We start from the raw sequence: 24,154 nt of genomic DNA, 5'->3' as shown, positions 1-24,154 counted from the left end.
ATCTGCCCGCGAGGGGGTTCATGGCCCTCCCATGCTACCATCGCGTCAGGAAAATCTATGCCGCCCGCCCTTTGCGAGGCAGTTGCGCAAGGGGGAGGGCGCATCCTATCTGGTGCATCAAGATTATATCCTGAAAGCATCTTTCCATGACCGCTACCCATTCCACTCGTATGCTCATCCTCGGGTCCGGGCCGGCAGGCCTGTCTGCCGCGATCTATGGCGCGCGCGCGGGGCTTGCGCCGATCGTGGTGCAGGGCATCCAGCCGGGCGGCCAGCTCACCACCACCACCGATGTCGAGAATTATCCCGGTTTCCGCGAGGTCATCCAGGGCCCGTGGCTGATGGAGGAGATGCAGGCACAGGCCGAGCATGTCGGCGCCCAGATGATGTGGGACACGATCGTCGAGGTCGATCTCTCGCAGCGTCCCTTCCGTCTCGTCGGCGATGGAGGCCATGTCTATCTCGGCGACACGCTGGTGATCGCGACCGGCGCACAGGCGAAGTGGCTGGGCCTCGACAGCGAGCAGAAGCTGCGCGGGCAGGGCGTCTCGGCCTGCGCGACCTGCGACGGCTTCTTCTTCCGCGGCAAGAAGGTGGCGGTGATCGGCGGCGGCAACACTGCAGTCGAAGAGGCGCTTTACCTCACCAACCATAGCCATGACGTGACGCTGATCCATCGCCGCGATTCGCTTCGCGCCGAGAAGATTCTTCAGGAGCGGCTGTTCAAGCATCACGGCATCAAGGTGCTGTGGAACACCGAAGTGGCCGAGTTCGTGGGCGGCGAGGGCCATCAGGGCCTCTGCGCACTGGAACTGCGCGACACGCGGACGGGGGAACTCAGCCGGCTCGACGTCGACGGCGGTTTCGTGGCGATCGGCCACCACCCGGCGACCGAGCTGTTCAAGGGCCATGTCGATCTCGATGAGGATCACTACATCAAGGTCGAGCCCGGCACGACGCGGACCTCGGTTCCGGGTGTGTTCGCGTGCGGTGACGTGATGGACAAGATCTATCGTCAGGCGATCACGGCGGCGGGCACGGGCTGCATGGCGGCGCTCGATGCCGAGCGCTTCCTTGCGGAGGCGGACTTCGAGGCCGAGGCTATCGCGGCGGAATAACCGCTCCGAGCAAGGCATCCGCCAGCGCCTCGAACGCCGCCGGATCGGCGAAGCTGTGCGAGGTGGTGGGGATGCGCACCATATCGGCGGCCGGGCGCTCCCCGGCCGCCAGATTTTTCCAGGCGGACGCAAAGGCCTGTGCCGTGCCGTCCCCTTCGGCGAGCACGATCCGGGAGCGGGGCGGCAGCCCCGCGGTAAAGCGGCGGATGAGGTGATCGTCGGCGCGCTTGCCGCTGTTGGCGATGCCGCGCGCCAGTTTGTGGAAGTTCACGCCGCCGCTCAGCAGGCGCCACCAGGCACGCGGATCGAGGATGCGCCGCCGATAATGCCCCCTGATCGCGGCAGCCGGCGGAAGGTCGCCCTGCGGCTCCACCACCCATGGATTGGCGAGAACGGCCCCGGTCAATGCAAGGGGCTCGCCATGCAACGCTATGGCTGAAGCTCCGTCACAGAGACCGAAGGCAAAGAGTTGGTCTAATTTGGTAAAATTGTTCCTGAGCGCCTTCGCCGCTGCATTAATATCGCGAGCGCTGCCCAGATAGCCTTGATCCTGGCCCTCGCTGTCCCCGATCCCGCGCCGATCGAAGCGGAGCACCGCATGGCCGGCTTCAGCCAGTCGATACGCCAGCCGCTCGTAGAGACGATGCGGCCCGACCCGTGTCTGGCTTCCGCCGACAACGAACAACCAGCCGATACGCGCATCGGCTGGGCCGTCGATGGTGGCGAGTAGTTCATCGCCCTCGCATGGGATGGTGATAATGGACCTCAAGCTCTTGCCCACGAAGCGATATCTTCGATCAGGCATTGCGCCAATACGTCGTCCGAAGTGGGTTCGGGACGGCGCCAGAGGGGACTTCCTTCGATGTGCCGATCCGCCGGACGATCGTCTGAGGTGAGACGGAGCGTTCGGATGTTTGGTTCGGTAAGGCTGTCCGCCAACTGGAGGTTCTCGACGAGTCCTGCGCTCAGGCGATAGCCGGAAGGCATGGAGGGATCACTCCCGCTCATGAGCGCGCTCCGCCTCAGGTCGCTGAGCAACGAACGGCCGGATGTCGGAGAAAGGCGCCAGCGGGGGTTTGGGCGTTGTCCCTCCAACAGGCTTCCGCCGCGGATCGAGACAGTGGCCGGCGCGCGGCTGGTTTCCGTCCGTATCAGTTGCTCAACGGTGTCGACGGAAGCGAGCCAGTCGCTCCAGCTTACGTCATCGAGCGCGCGCGGACTTTCACCGGTGCCGGGCAGATCGGGAAGCCAGCAGCCGAAACCCCGCTGGGCAAGCCCGCGGCACAGCGATGAGACGAGCGCGCGGCATCGGTTCATCTCTTCGAAAAGAGGTTGTAGAACAAGTATCTGCGGGCCGTCTTTCGGTCCACGGCAGAGAGTGAATTCGGGCGAGCCCGAGAGGCTGTATGTCAGGACGCGTAGGGCGTCCTCGCTCATGCGCCGCGCTTGGCCCGGATAAAGTCTGCGAGACTGCCGAACGTTTCCAGCATCGCGCCGTCCACCTCGTCATCCTCGATCAGGACGTGAAGGCGATCCTCGATTTCGGTCAGCAGGCCCGCGACGGCCATGGAGTCGAGTTCGGGCATCGCGCCGAACAGCGGCGTATCGGCATCGATCGCCGCCGCGCGGGCCGGATCGAGACCCAGCACGTCACGCAGGATCGCGCGCAGCAGGTCATCTGTCGTGTCGGCCGTCCGGTCCATCGCATATCTCCGTGGACGCGTCGCCTAGTCGACCGCGCGGCGGCGGGCAAGACGGCTTGCGACCTCCCGGCCGATCCCCGCCATCCCGCGCAGGCTCGTGGGGCGGTAGGCGTCGATGCGGTATATGGGGCGCGGCATGTCCATCCAGTCCGCCTTGTAGGGTTCGTCTCCGAGGCCGAAATCGATGCGATGCACGCGGTCGTCTTCGATCGCGGCGTGGAACATCGCGTGGCTGAGCAGCGATCCGGGTGAGCCGGCGCGCGCATCCTCGCGATGGGCGAGCTTGTGGATCGTGGCAATGCCGTTTTCCACCAGCCAGAACTGCGATGCGACGGCACGGCCCTCGGCGTCGTGAGCGATGCCGAGTCGCAGCGTGCCAGCACTGCCTTCCTGTTCGGCGAGAGCCCGGAGGAAGGCGGGAGAGCCCTCCGTCGGCTTCCAGCTCGCTCGATAGACATTCTCATAGTCCGTCCAGGCCGAGGGCTCGAAGCAGCGATGGATCGAAATGTGGACGGGGTGACTGCGAGTCCGCCGTGCGATCGTGTTGCGCAGCTTCGCGGGCCGGGCCGCCCAATAGCTCTCGAAGCCTGCATCAGGGATATCCACGATCCAGTTGGTGGAGACACGGCTTGTGAAGGGGCGGAGAGTTGCGGCGCGCAACGGGGCGGGTTCCGCGTTCCGCAACGGATGAAGCGCCACCCGATCGAAACGGCGGCTGACTGCCCGGTAGAGGCATTCGATCAGGGCCTCGTCGCGGGGCTCCGAGAGGATCGGGCCGAAGCGCAGGCTGTACCAGCTCGACAGCGGTGCAGCGGCGCGGGAGCCGGCATCGATCAGGAACAGCCAGGCGCGTGCGTCGCCGCTCGCCACGCGGACGACGGCGATCCCGGCATCCGGCAGGATATGCATACGGGTCAGGCGAAACCAGTCGAGCCGGTCGAACAGGCAGGGCTGAGCGGTGCGGTCGAGCGCGCCCGCCGCGTCGGCGGCGACCGCGTCCAGGTCGTCAAACCATTCCACCAACGCCGTCATCGCGCTATCCCCCGAGCGCCAAGCATAAGCGTGCACGGGGTCTGATTTGCAAGCGATGAAGGAATGGGATGGGCTGGAGCCCTTTGCGGAGCGGCTGGACCGGCTGACGCTGCGCGGTGTTCCTCAGGATATCGCGCTGGCCGACAAGGCGGGAACGCTCGACTTTGCGGAGCTGGAGACGGCCGTCGGCGCGCTGGCTGCCGCGTTGGCCCGGCAGGCGGAGCGTGGCGATCGCATCGCGAGCTGGCTCCCCAAGACGCGGCTTGCCTGCCTGATGGCGCTCGCCTGCGCACGGGCGGGGCTGGTGCATGTTCCCGTCAATCCTCTGCTGCGCCGTGCGCAGGTGGCGCATATCCTGGCGGATAGCGGCGCACGACTGTTCGTGACCCAGCCTGCCCGCGCCGTCCTGCTGGAAGAGGGCGATGTCCCGGCCGGTTGCAGGGTGGTGCACGAAGCCGATCTGGCGTCCCTTCCCGACATGCCGCTGCCGCCTTCTGAGGGGGCGACCGACGAGCTGGCCGTGCTGCTCTACACCTCGGGGTCCACCGGCAAGCCGAAGGGCGTGATGCTGAGCCACGCCAATCTGTGGCTCGGGGCGATTTCGGTCGCGCATTATCTCCGCCTCGCGCCCGACGACCGGACGCTGGCCGTGTTGCCGCTGAGCTTCGATGCAGGGCTGAATCAATTGCTGTCGACATGGGCTGCGGGTGGGTCGGTCGTGCCGCTCGATTATCTGGCCGCGGCGGACGTGGTGCGCGCGGTGGAGCGTCATAGCGTCACGACGCTCGCGGGCGTGCCGCCGCTCTGGATACAGCTTGCCGAGGCGAACTGGCCGGCCGAGACCGCCGCCCGGCTCAGGCGACTGTCCGCGACAGGTGGGCGGATGCCGGCGCCCGTCGTGCGGCGCCTCCGGGCGATCTTCCCGCAGGCGGACCTCTATCTGATGTACGGGCTGACGGAGGCCTTTCGTTCAACCTATCTCGATCCGGCGCTGGTGGATCTGCACCCAGAGTCGGTTGGTCGAGCCATACCTTTAGCGGAAATTCTGGTCGCGCGGCCGGACGGCAGCATCGCGGCCGATGGGGAACCCGGCGAACTCGTCCATGCCGGGCCGCTGGTGGCGCAGGGCTATTGGCGGGATGCCGAAAGGACGGCGCAGCGCTTCCGGCCGGCGCCCGCGGCGTCCCGGCTGGGCGGCATTGCCGTCTGGTCGGGCGATGCGGTGGTGCGGGGCGCGGACGGGCTGCTGCGGTTCGTGGGGCGCGATGACGAGATGATCAAGGTCTCCGGCAATCGCATCAGCCCCACCGAGATAGAGGAGGCCGCGATCGCCAGCGGCGCCGTGGCAGAGGCGGTCGCATTAGGCGTGCCGGACGAGCGGATGGGGCAGGCGATCCGTCTCGTTGTGCGCAGCATCGGCGGGGAGGACGCGAAGGCGCGGCTGCTCGCCTATTTCAAGGCTGAGCTGCCCAATTTCCAGCAACCGCGGGAAGTCGTCTGGGTCGACACTCTTCCCTACAATCCCAATGGCAAGCTGGACCGTGTGCGTGTTCGCGAGGAGCATGGCGCATGAAGCCGTCCGGCCCCATTCCGCCCGGTTACGAGGCCGGTGCCGACGGCCGCCTCCTGATCGCGGGGCATGATGTCGTGAGCCTGATTGAGCGGGCGGGCGACACGCCGCTCTTCGTCTACGATCACGATATGGTGGCGGGGCGGGTGGCCCGCCTGCGCACAGCCATGCCGGTGGGGCTTGAGATCCATTATGCGATCAAGGCCAATCCCTTCGCGCCGCTGGTGGCGATGATGGCGGGGATCGTCGACGGGTTCGACGTCGCGTCCGAAGGCGAGCTGGAGCGGGCGATCGGGGCGGGCATGTCCGCTCGCCACATCAGCTTTGCGGGTCCGGGCAAGCGCACGCGTGAGCTGGAGGCTGCAATCCGCGCCGGCGCTACGCTCCATCTGGAATCCGAACGGGAAGCGGAACGCGCGCTCGACGTGGCTGGGGCGTTGGGCGTCCAGCCGCGCCTCGCGGTCCGGGTGAACCCCGAGTTCGATCTGCGCGGGTCCGGAATGCGGATGGGAGGCGGGGCCAAGCCTTTCGGCGTGGACCAGCAGCGCGTGGCGCCGCTGGTGCGTCGGATCGTCGAGGCGGGCGCGGACTATCGCGGATTGCACATCTTCGCGGGTTCGCAGTCTTTGGACGCAGCCGCCATCATCGAGACGCAGGCGAACACCGTCGCGCTGGCGCGCCGTATCGCCGGGGAGAGCAGTGCAGAGGCTCCGCTGGTCAACCTCGGCGGAGGCTTCGGCGTCCCTTATTTCGCGGGCGATGTCGCGCTCGACGTGGAACGGATCGGAGATGCGCTGGCCGAACAGGTCGGCGGCGAGGCGGATCGCTATGCGATCGAACTGGGGCGCTGGCTGGTGGCGGAAGCGGGGGTCTATCTCACGCGTGTCGTCGACCGGAAGGAGAGCCACGGCAAGATATTCCTCGTGACGGATGGCGGGATGCACCATCAACTCGCGGCATCAGGGAATTTCGGAACGGTTGTCCGCCGTAATTATCCGGTCGCCGTGGCCACCCGCTTCGGGGCTAACCCGGAAGAAGAGGCGAGCGTCGTCGGATGTCTCTGTACCCCTCTCGACAGATTGGCCGACGATGTGGCGCTTCCGGCCGCCGGGGAGGGGGATGTGATGGCGGTCTTTCTGGCGGGCGCTTATGGCGTGAGCGCTTCACCGGCAGCGTTTCTCGGGCATCCGGCAGCCATCGAGATGTCCGTCTCCGCGGGACGCGAGCCTGCCCTAACGTAAAATTCACCTCTTCCGGCTTAGGGCGAGGATCAAGAAACCTTGGGAGGGCGTCGTTTTCGCGCGGCGCCTCACAGGGGCGGCAAGGAGTGTGACATGCGGTTCGACGGCGCTTCGAAGGTTGTTCTCGGCGTGGCGCTCGCCAGCCTGCTGGCCACGGGCAGCGCGGCGTTCGCGGAGGAACCGACCCTGCCGCCCGCCAATTTCGTCTCTCCGCAGGACAAGCCGAGCGAGCAATATGTCATTGGCCCGCTCGACCAGCTCACTATCTTCGTGTGGCGAAATCCGGAGCTGGGCGCGAAGGTGCAGGTCCGCCCTGACGGGCGCATCACCACGCCGCTGATCCAGGACCTGCCGGCGGTCGGCCGCACGCCGTCGCAGCTCGCCGACGACATCAAGGCGCGTCTCGCGGCCTATGTCACCGATCCGCTGGTGTCGGTGATCGTCGAGAATTTCTCGGGCACCTATTCGCAGCAGATCCGCATCGTGGGCGCGACGGAGAAGCCGGCCAGCCTGCCTTATCGCGCCAACATGACGCTGCTCGACGCGATGATCGCGGTGGGCGGCCTGTCCCAATACGCGGCAGGTAACCGCGCCAAACTGGTGCGCTTCGACAAGGCCACCGGTAAGCAGACGGAATACCCGCTTCAGATCTCCAAGCTGCTGAAGCACGGCGACACGAAGGCCAATGTGAAGCTCGAACCGGGCGATGTGATCATCATCCCGGAGAGCCTGTTCTGATTGCTTGAGGCGAGGGCGTAGGGGCGGACGCGATGAATGCCATTCTGGAAGAGGTGCGGATCGGCATTCATGTCGTGTGGCGCAGGCGCTGGCTGGCGCTGGCGGTGGCGTGGGGCATCGCGCTGGTGGGCTGGCTGGGCGTTTCGCTGATCCCCAACACCTATGAGAGCACGGCGCGGATCTTCCTGGAGCCGCAGTCGATCCTGCCGCAGGCGGTGGGCATCACCAGCAACGACCAGCAGCAGGGCATCGATTCCGTCCGTCAGACCTTGCTCTCCAGCGACAATCTGGCGAGCGTCGTGAAGGGCACCGACCTTGCGCGTCAGGCGACGACGCCCAAGGATCTGGCTGCGATGGTCACCCGGCTCCAGACGGCGATCTCGATCAAAAGCACGCAGGACAATCTCTTCCAGATCAGCGCCGATCTTTCGGGCGGCGGCTTCTCGGATGCGCAGAACGCCAAGAATGCGCAGGCGGTGGTCGCCAAGCTGCTTGACCAGTTCGCGGCCGCGAGCGCGGTGGGAGACGCCGCCGAGGCGCATCGCTCGCTCACCTTCCTCGACGCGCAGCTCGCCCAGCGTGGGCAGCAGCTTCAGGAGGCCGAGCAGAAGCAGCAGGCGTTCGACCAGAAATATCTCGGGATGCTGCCCGGCACCGGATCGATCGACCAGCGCATGGAAACCGCGCGATCGCAGCTTTCGGACGTCGAGACGAACCTCGCCGCCGCCCAAAGCTCGCTGGCGGCGGTCAACGGCCAGCTCGCGGCAACGCCAGCCTCCATTCCGGGGCCGCCCTCGGCGACAGGCGGCGGCGGCCCGCGCGAGCGGCTCGCCCAGCTCCAGGCGCAGCTCGCGCAGGATCAGGCGCAGGGTTGGACCGACAAGCATCCCGACGTGATCGCGGTGCGGCGCGAGATCGCCCACATTTCGGGCGCGGCGGCGTCCGAGCCGGCGTCCGGTGCCAATTCCCAGCCGAACCCGGCCTATATCTCCCTGCGGTCGATGATGGCGGAGAAGCAGGCGACCTATGCCGCGCTCGCCACACGCCGCGCGCAGCTTCAGGCCGATATGGCGAACTTCGCCGCCAAGCAGGCCAACCAGCCCGAGATCACCGCGCAACAGGCCAAGCTGTCGCGCGATCATGACGTGCTTCAGGCGCAATATGACAAGCTGCTGTCGGATCGCGAGCAGGTGAAGCTCCGCGCCGACGCGCAGACGCAGGCCGGCAGCGTGCAGTTCCGCGTGATCGACCCGCCGACGCTCTCGAAGGTGCCGGCCAAGCCCAAGCGTCCGCTGCTGCTGACCGGCGTGCTGCTGGTGGCGATTGTGGGCGGCGCTGCGGCGGCGTTCCTGCGCGCCAAGTTGCAGACCAGCTATTCGACCCCCAACGCGCTGGCGGCGGCGAGCGGCCTGCCGGTGCTGGGCTCGATCAGTTATGTGCGTGGCGTTCGCCAGAAGGCGCAGGAAGCGCAGCAGCTCAAATGGTTCGCGGGAGCGGGCGGCGCGTTGGTGGGGGCCTATGTGCTTCTGCTCGCGGTCGAATTCGTTCAGCGCGGGCTGATGGCGTAGGACGAGAGGCATGAGCAAGCACAGCCCGATCAGCCCCGATCCGAAGGGCCCCGGCCGTCCGAAGGGGCCGCGTGGCCCCTCGCTCGTGGAGCGAGCCGCGAACGTCTACGACTTCACCGCCGGCCTGCGGGGCGGGGGCGTGAGCACCGGCGCGCCGACGGTTCCGGGCGCGCAGCCGGCGCCGACCGCCTTCCATGCGAACTGGGAAAGCACGTCGCCGATCGGCCGCTTCGGCCAGGTCGCGATGGATGAGCTGCGAGAGGGTGGCTTCGTCCTGCCCGATGCCAGCCCCAGCGCGATCTCCGAGGAGTTCCGCATCGTCAAGCGCCAGCTTCTGCGCGGCGCCGACGAGGTGGAGAATGGGCGGACGATACTGGTCTGCTCGGCGCATCCGGATGACGGCAAGACCTTCTGCGCGGTCAACCTCGCGCTCAGCCTCGCGGCGGAGAAGGACATCGAGGTCGTGCTGATCGACGCGGACGTCGCCAAGCCGGAAATCCTCTCCACGCTCGGGCTGGAGGCGGGGCCAGGCCTGATCGATGCGATCGCGGACGAAGCCGTCGATGTCGAGGCTTGCCTGATCCGCACGGACATTCCGGGCCTGATCGTGCTTCCCACCGGCCGGCAGACCAATGAGGCGACCGAGCTGCTGGCGTCGGACCGCACCAGGCAGGTGCTGGAACAGCTACGGGGTCGCGATCCGCGCCGCATCATCATCTTCGACTCCCCGCCTGCACTGGCGGCTTCTCCGGCCTCGGTGCTGGCGATGCATTGCGGTCAGCTCCTCTTCGTGGTCCGCGCCGAGCGGACGGGCGAGGCGGACCTCCGCGAGGCGCTGGGGCTCCTTTCCGCCTGCCCGCGTGCGCAATTGCTGCTGAACGGCGTCGAGTTCGGTGGCTCGCATCGCCGCTTCGGCCGATATTACGGGATCGACGGGTGACGAAATTCGCTTGGCTCACATGGTCGTTCCTGTCCACGGCGCTGATCGCGCTGCCGGCGGGTGCACGCACCACGATCAGCCCCTATGTCGAGGGCCAGCAGGTCATTTCGACCGATCTGAGCGGCCGTCCGGGGCCGGATACGGTGACCTATACGGGCATCGCCGCGGGCGTCGACGCGACGATCGAGAGCGCCAAGCTCCAGGGCCAGATCGACTATCGCTACGATCATTATTTCGCCTGGTCGAACCGCTATCGCGATACGGACCTGCACAACGGGCTCGCCTCGCTGAAATACCAGCCCAATTCAGACCTGTCGTTGCAGGCGGCCGGCATCGCGACCCGCGCGCGCGGGTCGCTCGCGACCGGCACGTCCGGCCTGCTGTTCGGCGATCTCGACAATACGCAGCAGATCTACGCCATCCAGGCGGGGCCGAGCTACGACCACCATTTCGGCGACATCAACCTGAACGCCGACTATCGCTTCGGCTGGACGCGTTCGGACAATGGCTTTGGCAGTACCGATCTCGGCCCCGGCCAGCCGGTGCTCGAGAATAATTTCGACACGTTCAGCCACACCGGCGATATCGCGATCGGCACGCGACCCGGCGGGCTCGGGCTGCCCTTCGGCTGGACCGCCTCGGGCGGGATCGAGCGGGACGACATCCACTTTCTCGACGCGCGCTATACGAGCAAGTTCGGCCGGGTCGACGTCGTGCAGCCGGTGAGCCACTCGCTCGCGCTGGAGGCGGGCATCGGATACGAGGCGGATCGGGCCACCCAGTCGGCGATCCTGACGGATGCGGACGGCAACGCCATCCTCGACAAGCATCGCCATCTTCAGGCGGATCATTCCAAGCGCCGTCTGCTGTCCTACGATCAGGACGGTCTGGTCTGGGACGTGGGCGTGCTGTGGCGGCCGAGCGTGCGCACCACGCTGGAGGTGCGCGGCGGGCAGCGTTACGGGCAGACGGTCGTGACCGGCCATTTCACCCACCAGATCACGCCGAAATCGACCATCGAGGTCGTCGCCTATGACGACATCACCAGCTTCGGGCGGCAGCTCACCACGGGCATCGGTTCTCTGCCGACGTCCTTCTCGGGCTCGAACCTGCCGATCCAGACGCCGCTCGCGAACTGCGTGTTCGGCGCCAACGGCGCGCAGGGCGGCTGCCTGACCGCTCTCAATTCGGTCAATTCCAACTTCTATCGCTCGCGCGGCGTCTATGTGCTGCTCGCGGGGCAGAAGGGGCTGTGGAACTACGGCCTCGGCGTCGGCTACGACCATCGCCATTATCTGGCGCCGAACCTTGGGGCCAACATCTTCTCCTTCGCCGGCGTGAACGAGCAGAGCGTGACTGTCGACGCCACCATCGGCCGCCGCCTGTCGCGCGTGTCGACGCTGACGCTGACCGGCCTCGCCGCATGGTATGACGACAATGCCAGCGTGCTGAGCGGCACGTCCTACACCGCCTATGGCGGCATCCTGACCTACAACCGCGAATTCTCCCGCAGGCTGCTCGGCACCGCTTCGGTGGGCGTCTCGTCGGGCGGCGGCGGCAATATCGACGACGATGTGATCGGAACGGCGCTGGTTGCGCTGCGCTATCAACTCTAACGGAATGTGAGGCGGCCTTCGGGCCGCGGGTGGAGGCCCAGATGTACGACAGCCATTACGGGTTCAGCGACCGACCCTTCCAGCTCACGCCGGACGCGCGCTTCTGGTTCGAGAGCAAGACGCACCGCACCGCCATGGCCTATCTCGGCTATGGTCTGGCGCAGGGCGAGGGCTTCATCGTCATCACCGGCGATGTCGGCGCGGGCAAGACCACGCTCGTGGGCCATCTGATGGCCTCGATCGATCCGCAGCGGCTTCAGGTCGTGCGGCTCGTCTCCACGCAGGTGGAGGACGAGGACATGCTGCGCCTCACCGCGCATCAGCTCGGCCTCGCGACCGAGGGGCTCGCCAAGGCGCAGCTTCTCGAGCGGATCGAGCGGACGCTGCGCCTTCACGCCAATGAGGGCCGCCAGACGCTCCTGATCGTCGACGAGGCGCAGAACCTGCCGCTCTCGGCGCTGGAGGAGCTGCGGATGCTTTCCAACTTCCAGAATGGCGGGCAGTCGCTGCTCCAGATCTTCCTGCTCGGCCAGCCCGAGTTCCGCGATCGCTTCCAGAAGTCGGAGCGGCTAGAGCAGCTCCGCCAGCGCGTGATCGCCACCCACCATCTGACGCCGATGGAGGCCGAGGAGGTCGCCCCCTATATCCAGCATCGCCTGAAGCTGGTCGGCTGGGATGGCCGCCCCGAGTTCACCGACGATGCGTGGGAAGCCTTCTATCGTCACAGTCATGGCGTGCCGCGCAAGCTCAACGTGCTGGCGGGCCGCGTGCTGCTGCACGGCGCGGTCGAGGGGCTGGAGCGCATCGACGGCGCGACCGTGAGCCTTGTCGCCGCGGACATGGATGACGAGCGCGGCTCGCACGGCCCAGCGATCGAGGACGAGGATCATCATCGCCGCGCCTCCGACGCGGCGCCACCCACCGAGGTCGGCCCCGTCCGCATCCTCCGCACGTCGGACCCGGAAGCGCTCGACCGTATCGCCGCGCTGGAAGAGCGCCTCGACGAGCAGGAGGCGGCGATCCGTCGCGTGCTCGGCCTGCTGATCGACTGGGTCGAGAAGGAGGAGCCGGTCGGCGGCCCCCACTTCGGGACCGCGCACTGAGGGCTTTCCCGTGATGCGTAACGCGCTGTCCGTGGATGTGGAGGACTGGTTCCAGGTCGGCGCCTTCGAGAAGGTGATCGACAAGGCCGACTGGTCGCGTCTGGAAAGCCGTGTCGCGCGCAATACGGATGCGGTGCTCGACCTGTTCGCGCGGGCGGGCGTGAAGGCGACCTTCTTCACGCTCGGCTGGGTGGCGGAGCGCGCGCCCGCTCAGATGCGCCGCATCGTCGCGGAGGGGCATGAGATCGCCAGCCATGGCTGGGATCATGATCGCGTCTTCACGCTGACGCCGGAGGAGTTCCGCGACGACCTGCGCCGCGCCCGCGCCGCGATCGAGGATGCCTCGGGGATGCCCGTCTTCGGCTATCGCGCGCCGAGCTTCTCGATCGACACGCGGACGCCGTGGGCGCATCCGATCCTCGCGGAGGAGGGCTACAGTTATTCCTCCAGCGTCGCGCCGGTGGCGCACGACCATTATGGCTGGCCGGACAGCCCGCGCTTCGCGTGGCGGCCTGTCTCGCAGAGCACGATGATCGAACTGCCGGTGACCACCGCCAAGCTCGGCGCGAGGACGCTTGCGGCAGGGGGCGGTGGCTTTTTCCGCCTGCTGCCCTATGGCTTCACGCGCTGGGCGATCCGGCAGGTGAACGACGAGGCGAAGCGCCCGGCGATCTTCTATTTCCACCCGTGGGAAATCGACCCCGGCCAGCCGCGCGTCGCCGATGCGCCGCTTCGCTCGAAGCTCCGTCACTATAGCCGGTTGTCCGCGATGGAGGGCAAGCTGGAGCGGCTGCTCGGCGAGTTCGCCTGGGGCCGGGTCGACGAAATCGCTGCCGCTCAGGCATCGCTATGAACCTTGCCGACGCGGTGCGCCCGCTTCGCATCGAGGAGGGGGGCAACGACGCGGCCGTCGACGCCTTCGTGCGCGCGCATCCCGAGGGGAGCCCTTTCCATCGCCCGGCATGGATCGCGGGGGTGGAGGCCGGCACCGGCCAGCGCGCGCATCGCCTGATCGCCGAGCGCGACGGGCGGATCGAAGGCGTGCTGCCGCTGACGGCGATGCGGTCGATGCTGTTCGGCAAGGCTTTGGTTTCGTCGGGCTTCGCGGTCGGCGGTGGCGTGCTGGCGACGAGCGACGAGGCGAGCGCAATGCTGCTGGCGGAAGGCTGGCGGCTGGCGGAGCGGCTCGGCTGCCCGAGCCTCGAGTTGCGCGGTGGCGCGCTGCCGGAGGCGGGCGACGGCTGGCAGGTGAAGGAAGACGCCTATGCCGGCTTCTCCCGGCCACTCGCGGCCGACGACGAGGCGGAACTGAAGGCCATCCCCCGCAAGCAGCGCGCCGAGGTCCGCAAGGCGCTTGGTGCCGGCATGACGGTGACGGTAGGGCGTGATCCGGCGGATCGGGCGGCGCATTACGCGGTCTATTCCGAGAGCGTCCGTAATCTCGGCACGCCGGTCTTCCCGAAGCGGCTGTTCGCGGCGGTGCTCGATCGGTTCGGCGAGGACGCGGACATCCTGACGATCGCGCAGGAGGGGCGGCCCGTGGCGTCGGTGCTGAGCCTCTATCATGGCGGCGTGGTGATGCCCTATTGGGGCGGCGGCACCTGGGAAGCGCGGGCACTCCGGGCCAATGAGCTGCTCTATTTCGCGCTGATGCGCCATGCCCGCGAGCGCGGCTGCACGGCGTTCGATTTCGGCCGCTCGAAGTTTGGGACCGGGGCTTTCGCTTACAAGAAGAACTGGGGCTTCGAGCCGCGCCCACTGGCCTATGCCACTCGCACCGCCGATGGCGCCGAGCCGCGCGAAGTCAATCCGCTGAGCCCGCGCTACCGGATGCAGATCGCGGTATGGAAGAAGCTGCCTCTATGGGTCGCAAACCGCCTCGGGCCGCCACTGGCGCGCGGGTTGGGCTGAGCGATGAGCGACCTGCTGTTCCTTGCGCACCGCGTTCCGTTTCCGCCCGATCGGGGCGACAAGATTCGCTCCTACAACATCCTCAAGCATCTGACCGAGAGGCATCGCGTCCATCTCGCCACCTTTGCGGACGACGAGGCGGATGTTGCGGCAGCCGAGGCGCTTCGGCCGATGATCGGTCGTCTCCATGTCGAGCGGCGCCAGCGATCGAGAGCGGCTGCGGCTGCGGTCGGGTTCGTGAAGGGGCAGGCAATCTCGGTCGCAGCCTTTGCAAGCCCGGCGATGATGCGCTTCGTCGGGACCGTGACGGCGGAAGAGCCCATCGACGGTGCCTACATCTTCTCCGGCCAGATGGCTCAATATGCGCCGGCGGGGCGGCCCTTCGCGATGGACTTCGTCGACATGGATTCGGAGAAGTTCGCGGCCTACGCCGCCGCTGCACAAGGACCGATGCGCTGGGTGTGGAAGCGCGAGGCCGAGCGCCTGTTCGCCTTCGAGCGGGAGGTGGCGGCGCGGGCGGCCGTCTCTCTGTTCGTGAGCGACGCCGAGGCCGCGCTCTTCCGCGATCGGACCGGTCTGCCGGACACGCGCGTGCTGGCGCTGGAGAATGGCATCGACCTCGATCGCTACCAGCCCGCGCCGCATCAGGCTGGGAAGGCGCCGCTCATCGTCTTCACCGGGCAGATGGATTATCCGCCCAATATCGAGGCGGCGGCGGGCTTCGCGCGGGATGCCATGCCGTCGATCCGTGCCCGCCACCCGGACGCGCGCTTTGCCATCGTCGGGCGCAAGCCGGATGCGCGACTGTCGGCGCTTGGTGGCAGGGACGGCGTCGAGGTGACGGGCGAAGTTCCCGATGTGCGGCCGTGGTTGACACAGGCGGATGTCGTCGTCGCGCCGTTGCGGATCGCGCGAGGCGTGCAGAACAAGGTGCTGGAGGCGATGGCGATGGGCCGCCCGATCGTCGCGAGCCCGCAGGCGTTCGAAGGGATCGACGCCATGCCCGGTCGTGATCTCATTGTGGCGGACGGCCCGCGCGCGGAGGTGGAGGCGGTGCTCGCGCTGCTGGGCGATCCGGCGCGGGCGGAAGCGCTTGGCGCGGCGGCCCGCGCGCGTGTCGAGGCACGTTATGCGTGGCAGGCGCGTCTTGCGCCACTCGACGATCTTCTGGAGCGGGTGTGACCATGGAGGCGACGATCACGCCCGGCGTCCGCGCGTCTGTCGGCGGATGGCGGAGCCATGCAGCCGGACTGTGCGTCGTCGTGGCAGCGCTGCTGGCCCTGTTCGCCCGCGACGCAAGGGATGTCGCCGCGATCTGGTGGACCAGCAGCACCTATGAGCATTGCCTCGTCATCCTGCCGATCGTCGGCTGGCTGGTATGGCAGCGTCTCCCGGTGCTGGCGGAGGTTCGGCCGAGGTCATGGGCTTTGCCTCTGCTCTGGGTGGCGGCGGGAGCGTTCGGCTGGCTGCTGGGTGAAGCGGCGGGCGTCGCGGTCGTGCGGCATCTCGCGCTGGTGGTGATGATACAGGGCGCGGTGGCGACGTTGCTCGGGCGGGGGGCCGTCGCGGCCCTGCTGTTTCCGCTTTTCTACGCGCTCTTCCTCGTGCCGGCCGGCGACATGCTGGTTCCTCCGCTTCAGACGCTGACGGCGCGGATTTGCATGGTGCTGCTCGACGTGGTGCATGTGCGGGCCCATCTGGACGGCGTGTTCATCACGACGCCTGGCGGCTGGTTCAAGGTGGCGGAGGCCTGTTCGGGCGCCAAGTTCCTGATCGCGATGATGGCGCTGGGCGTGCTGGTCGCCCACCTCGGTTTCCGGAGCTGGCGTCGGCGTGCGGTGTTCCTGCTGCTCGCGGCCGTCGCTCCGGTGCTCGCGAACGGCATCCGGGCGTTCGGGACGATCTGGGTCGCCCAATATAAAGGCGCGGCGGCGGCGGGCAGCTTCGACCATATCGTCTATGGCTGGATATTCTTCGCCATCGTGATCCTGATCGTGCTGGCCATTGGCTGGCGCTTCTTCGACAAGCCGGCCGACGCGCCGCCCGTCGACAGGTCCACTGTCCTCGCCCAGGCGGAGAAGCAGCGCTCGGCGCTGCCGCTTCTGGTCGCGGCGCTGGCGGTGCTCGCGGCGGCGGCGGTGGCTCCGCTCTGGAGTGCGGCGGCGATCCGCTCCGGTGCCCGGCCGATCCCGGCGTCTGCCCATCTTCCGGAGGTGGCGGGCTGGACGCGGATCGCCGCCACGGATGGAACCCCATGGAAGCCGCGTTTCGACGGCGCGGATCGCCTCCTCCTCGCCCGCTATCGCGATGCGATGGGGGCGGAGGTCGATCTCGCGGTCGCGCTCTATGCCACGCAGGAGCGTGGGCGATCGCTGGTCGGCTATGGGCACGGGGCGGTCGACCCGGACGGCGTGTGGTCCTGGGCCGCGAACCTGCCGGCGCCTCCAGGTGCGCAGGCGGAGCGGATCGTTGCGCCCGGAGCCGTATCGCGGACCGTCCTCAGCTTCTATACGGTCGGCGCCATGGAGACGGGGAGTGCCGCGCGGGTGAAGCTGGAGACGTTGCGTCATCATCTGCTGGGCGGCAGCCAGCGGGCCGCGGCCTTGCTCGTTTCGTCGGAGGACCGGCGCGGCGGGCGCGCGGCGATCGAGCGTTTCCTGAGCGCGCTCGGCCCGGCAGACAAGGCGATCGACCAGATCGCGGCGGGGCGCTGAACCTCCATGTGCGGTATTGCCGGCATCTTCCATCTCGATACGCCCAAGCCGGTGGACCCGGCGCGCGTCCGCACCATGATCGACGCGATCGCGCATCGCGGGCCGGACGGGGAGGGCATCTGGACCGCGCCCGGCGTGGGGCTGGGCCATCGGCGTCTGTCGATCATCGACCTGGCCGGTGGCGACCAGCCGATGATGTCGGCGGACGGCCGGCTGGTCGTCGTCTTCAACGGCGAGATTTATAATTACCGCGAACTGCGCGTCGATTTGGAGCGGTGGGGTGCGGAGTTCCGCACGCACAGCGACACCGAGGTGATCCTCCACGGCTGGCGCCGCTGGGGAGCGGACTGCCTCGATCGTTTCACGGGCATGTTCGCCTTCGCGCTATTCGACGCCGAGCAGCAGAGCCTCTTCCTCGCGCGTGACCGGCTGGGCGTGAAGCCGCTCTTCTACACGGAGCTTTCGGACGGCGCGGTGCTGTTCGGATCGGAGCTGAAGGCGCTGCTGGCCCACCCTCGTCTGCGCCGGGCGCCGGACCTCTCGGCGGTCGAGGATTTTCTCGGGCTTGGCTATGTGCCGGACGACGCCTGCATGGTCGCGGGCGTGAAGAAACTGCCGGCGGGCCATCACCTGACTCTGCGGCGGCGGCATCCGCTGCCTCAGCCTCGCCGCTGGTGGGATGTCGTTTTCACCGCCGACGCCAAAGGTTCGGTGCGCGATCTGGAGGTGCAGCTCGCCGACCATATGCGCCGCGCAGTGCGCTCGCGGATGGTGGCGGACGTGCCGCTCGGCGCTTTCCTCTCGGGTGGCGTGGACAGTTCCAGCGTCGTCGCGCTGATGGCGGAGGCGAGCCGGACGGCGGTCGAGACCTGTTCGATCGGCTTCGACGTGCCCGATCTGGACGAGACCGCCCATGCGCGGCTGGTGGCGGAGCGCTTCGCCACCCATCATCGCGAATGGATCGTGTCGCCCGACGATTTCGGACTGATCGATACGCTGGTCGGAGCCTTCGACGAGCCTTTCGCCGATGCCTCCGCGCTGCCGACTTACCGGGTCTGCGAGCTGGCGCGCGAGAAGGTGACGGTCGCGCTTTCGGGCGATGGCGCGGACGAGGCGCTGGCCGGATATCGCCGCCATCGCTTCTTCGTGGCGGAGAACCGGGCACGGGCGCTCTTCTCGACACAGATGCGCGAGCGTGTGTTCGGGGCGCTTGGTCGAGCCTATCCCAAGGCGGACTGGGCGCCGCGCCCGCTCCGCGCCAAGACGACCTTCCAGGCGCTCGCGCGCTCGCCCGAGGAGGCCTACGCGCGGGCGATGGGCTTCACCTCACCCGAGATGCGCGCGCGGCTGTTCACGCCGGAGGCGATGCAGGCGCTGGGCGGCCATCGTGCCGAGGCGCGGATCGAGCAGGCGATGCGCGAGGCGCCCGCTGCGGACTGGCTGGGCCGGGCGCAATATGCCGATCTCAAGATATGGCTGCCGGGCGACATCCTCACCAAGGTGGACCGGACCAGCATGGCGGTCGGACTGGAGGCGCGAGAGCCGCTGCTCGATCACGGGCTCGTGCAGTTCCAGGCCTCGTTGCCGATGGCGATGCGGCTGCGCGGCGGGCAGGGCAAATGGCTGATGAAGCACGCCATGCGCTCCTATCTGCCGGAGGAGATCCTGCATCGCACCAAGATGGGCTTCGTCACCCCGATTGCGCAGTGGTTCCGTGGGCCGCTGGCGGGCGAGGCGGAGCGGATCGCCCGTGGTGCCGCGCTGGCGGCGACCGGCTGGTTCCGCCCGGACGAACTCGCCCGCGTCGCGCATGAGCATCGCTCCGGTCGCAGCGATCATGGCCGGCTGCTGTGGCAGCTCCTGATGCTCGACAAGTCTTTGACGCGACTGTTCGGCGTCTAGCGGCGACGGCGAAGAAGCAGGCTGTCCACGGACCATCGGCCGGGCCCGCTCATCACCAGTGACGCCAGCGCTGCCAGATAGAGAAGATCGGTTTCATAGCCCGGCTGCCCGAAATGGGCGCCGCGTGCATCCACCGACATCAGCTTGATGGAGCTGAAACCGTTGGGGATGTGGACGGTGACGATCGCAACCAGCAGCACGGCCGCCATCGGAATGCTCGCGACGGGCATGAGCGCGCCGACAAGGATCGCGAACCCGCCGAACAGCTCGATCAGGATCGTTCCCCACCCGAGCAGAGGAGCGAAGGGCATGCCCAGCGCATGGAGAATGCCCGTGAAGGCATCCGGGCCACGGGCGAGCTTGGCATAGCCATGTTCCATGAAGCCATAGCCGACGATCAGCCGCAATGGCAGCGCGGCCCATGTGGCGTCGGTTCGAAAATAAAGGCGGCCGAGAAGGACGGAAAGGCTCTGTATCATGCCTTTCCTACGTGAGGGCCGGGGCGTTGGTTACGCCGCGCCCGTCATGGGTAGACCGCTTCCACGAAATAAAGGCCGTCGGGCGGCGCATTGAGGCCGAGTTCGCCGCGATCCTTCGCCTCCAGCGCGGCGCTCACATCGTCGGGCGTCCACTTGCCCTGACCGACCAGCGCGAGGCAGCCGACCATCGAGCGCACCTGATGGTGGAGGAAGGACCGTGCCGCCGCCTCGATCTCGATCCCGCCGCTCACCCGCCGAACGTCGAGCCGGTCGAGCGTCTTGACCGGGCTCGCCGACTGGCAGTGGGCGGAGCGGAAGGTTGTGAAGTCGTGCAGGCCGACCAGCCGCTGCGCCGCCTCGTGCATCGCCTCGACATCGAGCGGCGGCGCGACCCGCCAGGCCTTCCCTTCGTCTAAGGCCAGCGGCGCGCGGCGATCCACGATCCGGTAGATGTAGCGCCGGCCGATGCACGAGAAGCGCGCGTGCCAATCGTCCGGCACCGCCTCGCAGGCGAGGATCGCGACCGGAGCCGGTCGCATCCGGGCATTGAGCGCCTCCATCAGGCGGAAAGGGGTGAGAGTCTTCTCGATCTCGATATGGGCGACCATTCCCATCGCGTGGACGCCCGCGTCGGTACGGCCGGCGGCGTGGACGGCTGCCTCCTCGCCGGTGATGAGATGGGCGGCGCGCTCGATGGTCTCCTGCACGCTCGGGCCATGCGCTTGCCGCTGCCAGCCCATGAAGGGGCGGCCGTCATACTCCACCGTCAGCCGGAAACGCGTCACGAGAGGACAGTCCCCGCCGGGATGGAAAAACCGCGCAGCAGTTCGGCTGTCGCCATCGCGCCGCGCCCCGCGCGCTTGACGATATCCGGCCGGATCGAGCCCATGCCGCAGGCGATGGCGAGGCTGTCATCCAGCACCGTCGCCGGCGCGCCGCTGCCCTCTTCGATCGTGGCCGAAAGGATCTGGATGCGCTCCCCGCCATGCTCGAAGAAGGCGCCCGGCGCCGGATTGAACGCGCGGACCTGCCGCTCGACCTGCGCCGCGTCGTGCGAGAAGTCGAGGCGGGCTTCGGCCTTCTCGATCTTGGCGGCGTAGGTGACGCCATCCTCCGGCTGCGGGCGGGGCGGGTAGGCGGACGGATCTGCCAGCACGCGCACCATCAGCCCTGCGCCGAGATCGGCCAGCTCCGCGAACAGATCGCCGGCGGTCTTGCCGTCGATGGGCGTGCGGCCCTCCAGCAGCATCGGGCCGGTATCGAGGCCCTTCTCCATCTGCATGATGATGACGCCCGTCTCCGCATCGCCCGCGAGGATCGAGCGCTGCACCGGTGCCGCCCCCCGCCAGCGGGGCAGGAGCGAGCCGTGCACGTTCATGCACCCCAGCCGCGGCGCCTCCAGGATCGGCACCGGGAGCAGCAGCCCATAGGCCGCCGCCACCGCCACATCGAGGCCGAGCGCCGCGAACGCCGCCTGCTCGCCCGCATCGCGCAGCGTCAGCGGATGCCGCACCTCCAGCCCGAGCGCGTCGGCCCGGCGATGGACCGGCGAGGGCTGCAACGTCTTTCCCCGGCCGGCCCGACGTGGCGGCTGGGTGTAGACGGCGGCGATGTCGTGCCCGGCAGCGGCCAGCGCTTCGAGCGTCGGCACGGCGAAATCGGGCGTTCCCATGAAGGCAATGCGCATGAGCCCTCACAAGCGCTTGGCAAGGCGGAGTGCAAGCCCATATCCATGCTTCCCATGGCATCTCCCGAAATCGACGCGCTGACACAGGCGCTTGCGCGGCTCCCCGGCCTCGGCCCCCGTTCGGCCCGTCGCGCCGTCCTCCACCTCCTCAAGAAGCGCGAAACCGCGCTGACGCCGCTGCTCCGCGCGCTGGAGCTGGTCGACGAGCGGCTGTCCACCTGTCATGTCTGCGGCAATGTCGACACGTCGGACCCATGCTCGATCTGCGCCGATCCGCGCCGCGACGAGCGCTCGCTCTGCGTGGTGGAGGAGGTGGCCGATCTCTGGGCGCTGGAGCGCTCGCGACTGTTTCCGGGGCGATTCCATGTCCTTGGCGGGCGGCTCTCGGCGCTCGACGGGGTGCGGCCGGAGGATCTAAGTATCGATCGCCTCGTCGCGCGGATCAGCGCCGGGGGCATCGACGAGGTCGTCCTCGCCACCAACGCCACGCTCGAAGGGCAGACCACTGCCCATTACATCGCCGAGCGGCTGGAAGGCCTGCCAGTACGCCTGACGCGCCTCGCCCATGGCCTGCCTGTCGGGGGCGAACTGGACTATCTCGACGAGGGCACGCTGGCGCAGGCGCTGCGTGCCCGTCGGCCGATCGATTAGCCTGATCGAAAGGCTCGCCTTGACGGACGGGCGCGTCGATCATAGCTCGTCGCCATGGCCATTCTTCCCATCATCGAGATCCCGGACGCGCGCCTGCGCAAGATTTCGGAACCGGTCGAGACGTTCGACGCGGAGCTTCAGCAGCTTATCGACGACATGTTCGAGACCATGTACGACGCGCCCGGCATAGGTTTGGCTGCGATCCAGGTGGGCGTGGCCAAGCGGCTTCTGGTGATCGATCTCCAGGAAGAAGGCGAGGGCGTGAAAAACCCGCGCGTCTTCATCAACCCGGAATTCTCCGAGCCATCGGAGGAGAAGACCGTCTACACCGAAGGTTGCCTCTCGATCCCGGACCAGTTCGCCGACGTCGAGCGCCCCTCGACGATCCGCGCCAAATGGCAGGATCGTGAGGGCAAGCAGCATGACGAGGTTCTCGATGGGCTGCTGGCCACCTGCCTCCAGCACGAGGTGGACCATCTGAACGGCATCGTCTTCACCGACCATCTGTCACGCATGAAGCGCGACATGGTCCTGAAGAAGCTGGAAAAGCTCCGCCGCCAGCAGCGCGCCGCCTGAAGACGCCCCGCCGCGCGCTTGCGGCGTAGGAAAACCACTGCTACGTTCGCGCTTCGTTCCGGTGGAGGGAAGCGTGAACCCAGTCGTCGCCATTCTGGTCGCTTGCATGGCATTGATCATCGGGCTGGGGATAGGCTGGTTCCTGGGTTCGCGCACCGGCGCGGGCCTCAAGGCGGAGCGGGATCGACTCGACGCACGCTCCCGCGAGGCGGAGACGGCCCGCGCAGCAGCCGAGGAACGCGCAAAAACGGCTGGGCTTCTCCGCACTACGTTGGACGAGGTAACGCGCGAGCGTGACGCCGCGCAGCGTTCTCTCGCTGCGGAGCGCGCTGCCGCGAGCGAGCGGGCCGAGGCCTTCGAGGCGCGGCTGGTCGAGTTGCGCGAGGCGAAGGAGATGCTCTCCGCGCAGTTCAGCGAAGTGGGCCAGAAGATGCTCGGCGAGGCGCAGAAGGCGTTTCTGGAGCGTGCCGACCAGCGCTTCGCCCAGTCCGAGGAGAAGTCCGGCGAACGGCTGAAGGCCCTGCTTCACCCGGTCGAGGCGACGCTCAAGCGTTATGAGGAAGGCGTATCCCGCGTCGAGAAGGAGCGGACCGAGGCCTATGGCAACCTCACCGGTCTGATCAGTTCGATGCGGGACGGGCAGGAGGCCGTGCGCAGCGAAGCGGCGAAGCTGGTCAATGCGCTCCGTGCCGCGCCCAAGGCGCGCGGCCGCTGGGGTGAGCAGCAGCTTCGCAACGTGCTGGAAACCTGCGGCCTCGTCGAACATACCGATTTCACGACCGAGGTGTCGGTCGATACCGAAGATGGGCGGATGCGTCCCGACGCGATCATCCGCGTGCCCGGCGGGCGGGCGCTGGTGATCGATGCGAAGGTGTCGCTCAACGCCTATCAGGACGCGTTCGGCGCGATCGAGGAGACGGAGCGCGCGCGGCATCTAGCGGCGCATTCGGCGGCGATGAAGGCGCATGTCACGACGCTCGCCGCCAAGGCCTATTGGAACCAGTTCGAGGACGCGCCGGACTACGTGATCATGTTCGTGCCGGGCGAGCATTTCCTTGCCGCCGCGCTCGAAAATGATCCGACGCTCTGGGATTATGCGTTCGAACGACGCGTGCTGCTGGCGACGCCGACCAACCTCGTGGCGATCGCGCGCACGGTGGCGGCGGTTTGGCGGCAGGAGAAACTGGCGCTGGAGGCGCGGCAGATCGGCGCGCTGGGCAAGGAGATGTACGATCGTCTCTCGGCCGCTGCCGGGCATCTCCGCAAGGTCGGCACGGGTCTGTCGACCGCGGTGAACAACTACAACAGCTTCGTGTCCTCCTTTGAGTCGCGCGTGCTGGTGACGGGGCGGAAGTTCCGGGATCTCAACATCGAAACGGGCGGACGCGAGATCGAGACGGCACCGCCGGTCGAGACTTTGGCCCGCGTGCCCGCAGCAACGGAATTGCTCGGCGGGCCAGCCGAAGCGGAGGCGGCAGAGTAGGAGCATCGGGCTGGCGCGTCAGATCGCGACCGTCTCGAGGGGCCGGTAGCGAGAGCACGGCCTTGATTATCGCTGTGGGGGTGAGGTGTCTTCCCCGCATCCAGCGCTGGCGTTTCGTTCTG

Annotated in this window: 23 protein-coding genes; 16 read left to right on the top strand and 7 right to left on the bottom strand. The window is 67.8% G+C overall.

What is annotated here, in order from left to right; genetic code table 11:
- Positions 1-170 precede the first annotated feature (170 nt).
- Positions 171-1,118, top strand: coding sequence for a thioredoxin-disulfide reductase (trxB, locus tag ST3T6A_RS0113095; RefSeq protein ID WP_019833393.1), 948 nt, complete (start codon positions 171-173; stop codon positions 1,116-1,118).
- On the opposite strand, the gene ST3T6A_RS21210 is transcribed toward trxB, so the two are convergent.
- The 4 genes from ST3T6A_RS21210 to ST3T6A_RS20160 are packed head-to-tail and all read right to left on the bottom strand — an operon-like array spanning position 1,102 to position 3,853.
- Entirely contained in the window at positions 1,102-1,899 is a 798-nt protein-coding gene (locus tag ST3T6A_RS21210; RefSeq protein WP_162140537.1) for a hydrolase 1, exosortase A system-associated, read from the bottom strand. The genes trxB and ST3T6A_RS21210 overlap by 17 nt on opposite strands.
- Positions 1,884-2,555: a hypothetical protein gene (locus ST3T6A_RS21545; protein ID WP_157602831.1), complete on the bottom strand. Its 672-nt coding sequence runs from the start codon at positions 2,553-2,555 to the stop codon at positions 1,884-1,886. Before ST3T6A_RS21545 ends, ST3T6A_RS21210 begins: the two co-directional genes overlap by 16 nt.
- Positions 2,552-2,821, bottom strand: coding sequence for an acyl carrier protein (locus ST3T6A_RS0113085; protein WP_019833390.1), 270 nt, complete (start codon positions 2,819-2,821; stop codon positions 2,552-2,554). The genes ST3T6A_RS21545 and ST3T6A_RS0113085 overlap by 4 nt, the downstream gene beginning before the upstream one ends.
- Positions 2,822-2,845: 24 nt before the next feature.
- Entirely contained in the window at positions 2,846-3,853 is a 1,008-nt protein-coding gene (locus ST3T6A_RS20160) for a GNAT family N-acetyltransferase (RefSeq protein ID WP_019833389.1), read from the bottom strand.
- A 55-nt stretch (positions 3,854-3,908) separates the two neighbouring features.
- Between ST3T6A_RS20160 and ST3T6A_RS0113075 the strand changes: the two genes are divergently transcribed.
- The 12 genes from ST3T6A_RS0113075 to ST3T6A_RS0113020 all read left to right on the top strand — a co-directional run bounded on the left by ST3T6A_RS0113075 (position 3,909) and on the right by ST3T6A_RS0113020 (position 19,156).
- On the top strand, positions 3,909-5,426 hold the full coding sequence (locus tag ST3T6A_RS0113075) for an acyl-CoA ligase (AMP-forming), exosortase A system-associated (protein WP_019833388.1): 1,518 nt from the start codon (positions 3,909-3,911) through the stop codon (positions 5,424-5,426).
- Entirely contained in the window at positions 5,423-6,664 is a 1,242-nt protein-coding gene (locus ST3T6A_RS0113070; RefSeq protein WP_019833387.1) for a pyridoxal-dependent decarboxylase, exosortase A system-associated, read from the top strand. Before ST3T6A_RS0113075 ends, ST3T6A_RS0113070 begins: the two co-directional genes overlap by 4 nt.
- A 93-nt stretch (positions 6,665-6,757) precedes the next feature.
- The gene (locus tag ST3T6A_RS0113065) at positions 6,758-7,402 is read left to right on the top strand and encodes an XrtA/PEP-CTERM system exopolysaccharide export protein (RefSeq protein WP_019833386.1); all 645 of its coding nucleotides are present in this window, start codon (positions 6,758-6,760) and stop codon (positions 7,400-7,402) included.
- Between the two features lie 32 nt (positions 7,403-7,434).
- Positions 7,435-8,970: an XrtA system polysaccharide chain length determinant gene (locus ST3T6A_RS0113060; RefSeq protein ID WP_019833385.1), complete on the top strand. Its 1,536-nt coding sequence runs from the start codon at positions 7,435-7,437 to the stop codon at positions 8,968-8,970.
- A gap of 10 nt (positions 8,971-8,980) precedes the next feature.
- The gene (locus tag ST3T6A_RS0113055) at positions 8,981-9,910 is read left to right on the top strand and encodes an AAA family ATPase (RefSeq protein ID WP_019833384.1); all 930 of its coding nucleotides are present in this window, start codon (positions 8,981-8,983) and stop codon (positions 9,908-9,910) included.
- The gene (locus ST3T6A_RS0113050) at positions 9,907-11,526 is read left to right on the top strand and encodes a hypothetical protein (protein ID WP_019833383.1); all 1,620 of its coding nucleotides are present in this window, start codon (positions 9,907-9,909) and stop codon (positions 11,524-11,526) included. Before ST3T6A_RS0113055 ends, ST3T6A_RS0113050 begins: the two co-directional genes overlap by 4 nt.
- Positions 11,527-11,567: 41 nt before the next feature.
- The gene (locus ST3T6A_RS0113045) at positions 11,568-12,629 is read left to right on the top strand and encodes an XrtA/PEP-CTERM system-associated ATPase (protein WP_019833382.1); all 1,062 of its coding nucleotides are present in this window, start codon (positions 11,568-11,570) and stop codon (positions 12,627-12,629) included.
- A gap of 13 nt (positions 12,630-12,642) precedes the next feature.
- The gene (locus tag ST3T6A_RS0113040) at positions 12,643-13,482 is read left to right on the top strand and encodes an XrtA system polysaccharide deacetylase (RefSeq protein ID WP_019833381.1); all 840 of its coding nucleotides are present in this window, start codon (positions 12,643-12,645) and stop codon (positions 13,480-13,482) included.
- A complete protein-coding gene (locus ST3T6A_RS0113035; RefSeq protein ID WP_019833380.1) occupies positions 13,479-14,540 on the top strand; it encodes a FemAB family XrtA/PEP-CTERM system-associated protein in 1,062 nt (353 codons plus the stop codon). Before ST3T6A_RS0113040 ends, ST3T6A_RS0113035 begins: the two co-directional genes overlap by 4 nt.
- A 3-nt stretch (positions 14,541-14,543) precedes the next feature.
- Positions 14,544-15,722: a TIGR03087 family PEP-CTERM/XrtA system glycosyltransferase gene (locus tag ST3T6A_RS0113030; protein ID WP_019833379.1), complete on the top strand. Its 1,179-nt coding sequence runs from the start codon at positions 14,544-14,546 to the stop codon at positions 15,720-15,722.
- Positions 15,723-15,724: 2 nt separating this feature from the next.
- Positions 15,725-17,254, top strand: coding sequence for an exosortase A (gene xrtA, locus ST3T6A_RS0113025; protein ID WP_037538419.1), 1,530 nt, complete (start codon positions 15,725-15,727; stop codon positions 17,252-17,254).
- A gap of 6 nt (positions 17,255-17,260) precedes the next feature.
- Positions 17,261-19,156 (top strand): XrtA/PEP-CTERM system amidotransferase, encoded by a 1,896-nt coding sequence (locus ST3T6A_RS0113020; protein WP_019833377.1) that lies wholly within the window; start codon positions 17,261-17,263, stop codon positions 19,154-19,156.
- On the opposite strand, the gene ST3T6A_RS0113015 is transcribed toward ST3T6A_RS0113020, so the two are convergent.
- From ST3T6A_RS0113015 to fmt, 3 genes are read right to left on the bottom strand one after another with little or no spacing between them, the layout of a single operon-like run.
- On the bottom strand, positions 19,153-19,635 hold the full coding sequence (locus ST3T6A_RS0113015; protein WP_019833376.1) for a DoxX family protein: 483 nt from the start codon (positions 19,633-19,635) through the stop codon (positions 19,153-19,155). The two genes, ST3T6A_RS0113020 and ST3T6A_RS0113015, sit on opposite strands and share 4 nt — an antisense overlap.
- Before the next feature lie 44 nt (positions 19,636-19,679).
- The gene (gene truA / locus ST3T6A_RS0113010; protein WP_019833375.1) at positions 19,680-20,420 is read right to left on the bottom strand and encodes a tRNA pseudouridine(38-40) synthase TruA; all 741 of its coding nucleotides are present in this window, start codon (positions 20,418-20,420) and stop codon (positions 19,680-19,682) included.
- The gene (gene fmt / locus ST3T6A_RS0113005) at positions 20,417-21,322 is read right to left on the bottom strand and encodes a methionyl-tRNA formyltransferase (protein ID WP_019833374.1); all 906 of its coding nucleotides are present in this window, start codon (positions 21,320-21,322) and stop codon (positions 20,417-20,419) included. Before fmt ends, truA begins: the two co-directional genes overlap by 4 nt.
- Before the next feature lie 54 nt (positions 21,323-21,376).
- Here fmt and recR point away from each other — a divergent pair, with 54 nt between their 5' ends.
- The 3 genes from recR (at position 21,377) to ST3T6A_RS0112990 (ending at position 24,032) form a co-directional block, all read left to right on the top strand.
- On the top strand, positions 21,377-21,973 hold the full coding sequence (recR, locus tag ST3T6A_RS0113000; protein WP_026359685.1) for a recombination mediator RecR: 597 nt from the start codon (positions 21,377-21,379) through the stop codon (positions 21,971-21,973).
- A 54-nt stretch (positions 21,974-22,027) separates the two neighbouring features.
- Positions 22,028-22,549: a peptide deformylase gene (def, locus tag ST3T6A_RS0112995; protein WP_019833372.1), complete on the top strand. Its 522-nt coding sequence runs from the start codon at positions 22,028-22,030 to the stop codon at positions 22,547-22,549.
- 106 nt (positions 22,550-22,655) lie between these two features.
- Positions 22,656-24,032, top strand: a complete 1,377-nt coding sequence (locus ST3T6A_RS0112990) for a DNA recombination protein RmuC (RefSeq protein ID WP_037538415.1) — start codon at positions 22,656-22,658, stop codon at positions 24,030-24,032.
- Positions 24,033-24,154: the final 122 nt, after the last annotated feature.

It is taken from the genome of Sphingomonas sp. PR090111-T3T-6A, assembly GCF_000383095.1.
Taxonomy (GTDB): Bacteria; Pseudomonadota; Alphaproteobacteria; order Sphingomonadales; family Sphingomonadaceae; genus Solisphingomonas.
Note: the sequence above shows the minus strand (reverse complement) of the source record. Positions and strands in the feature narration are given on the sequence as shown.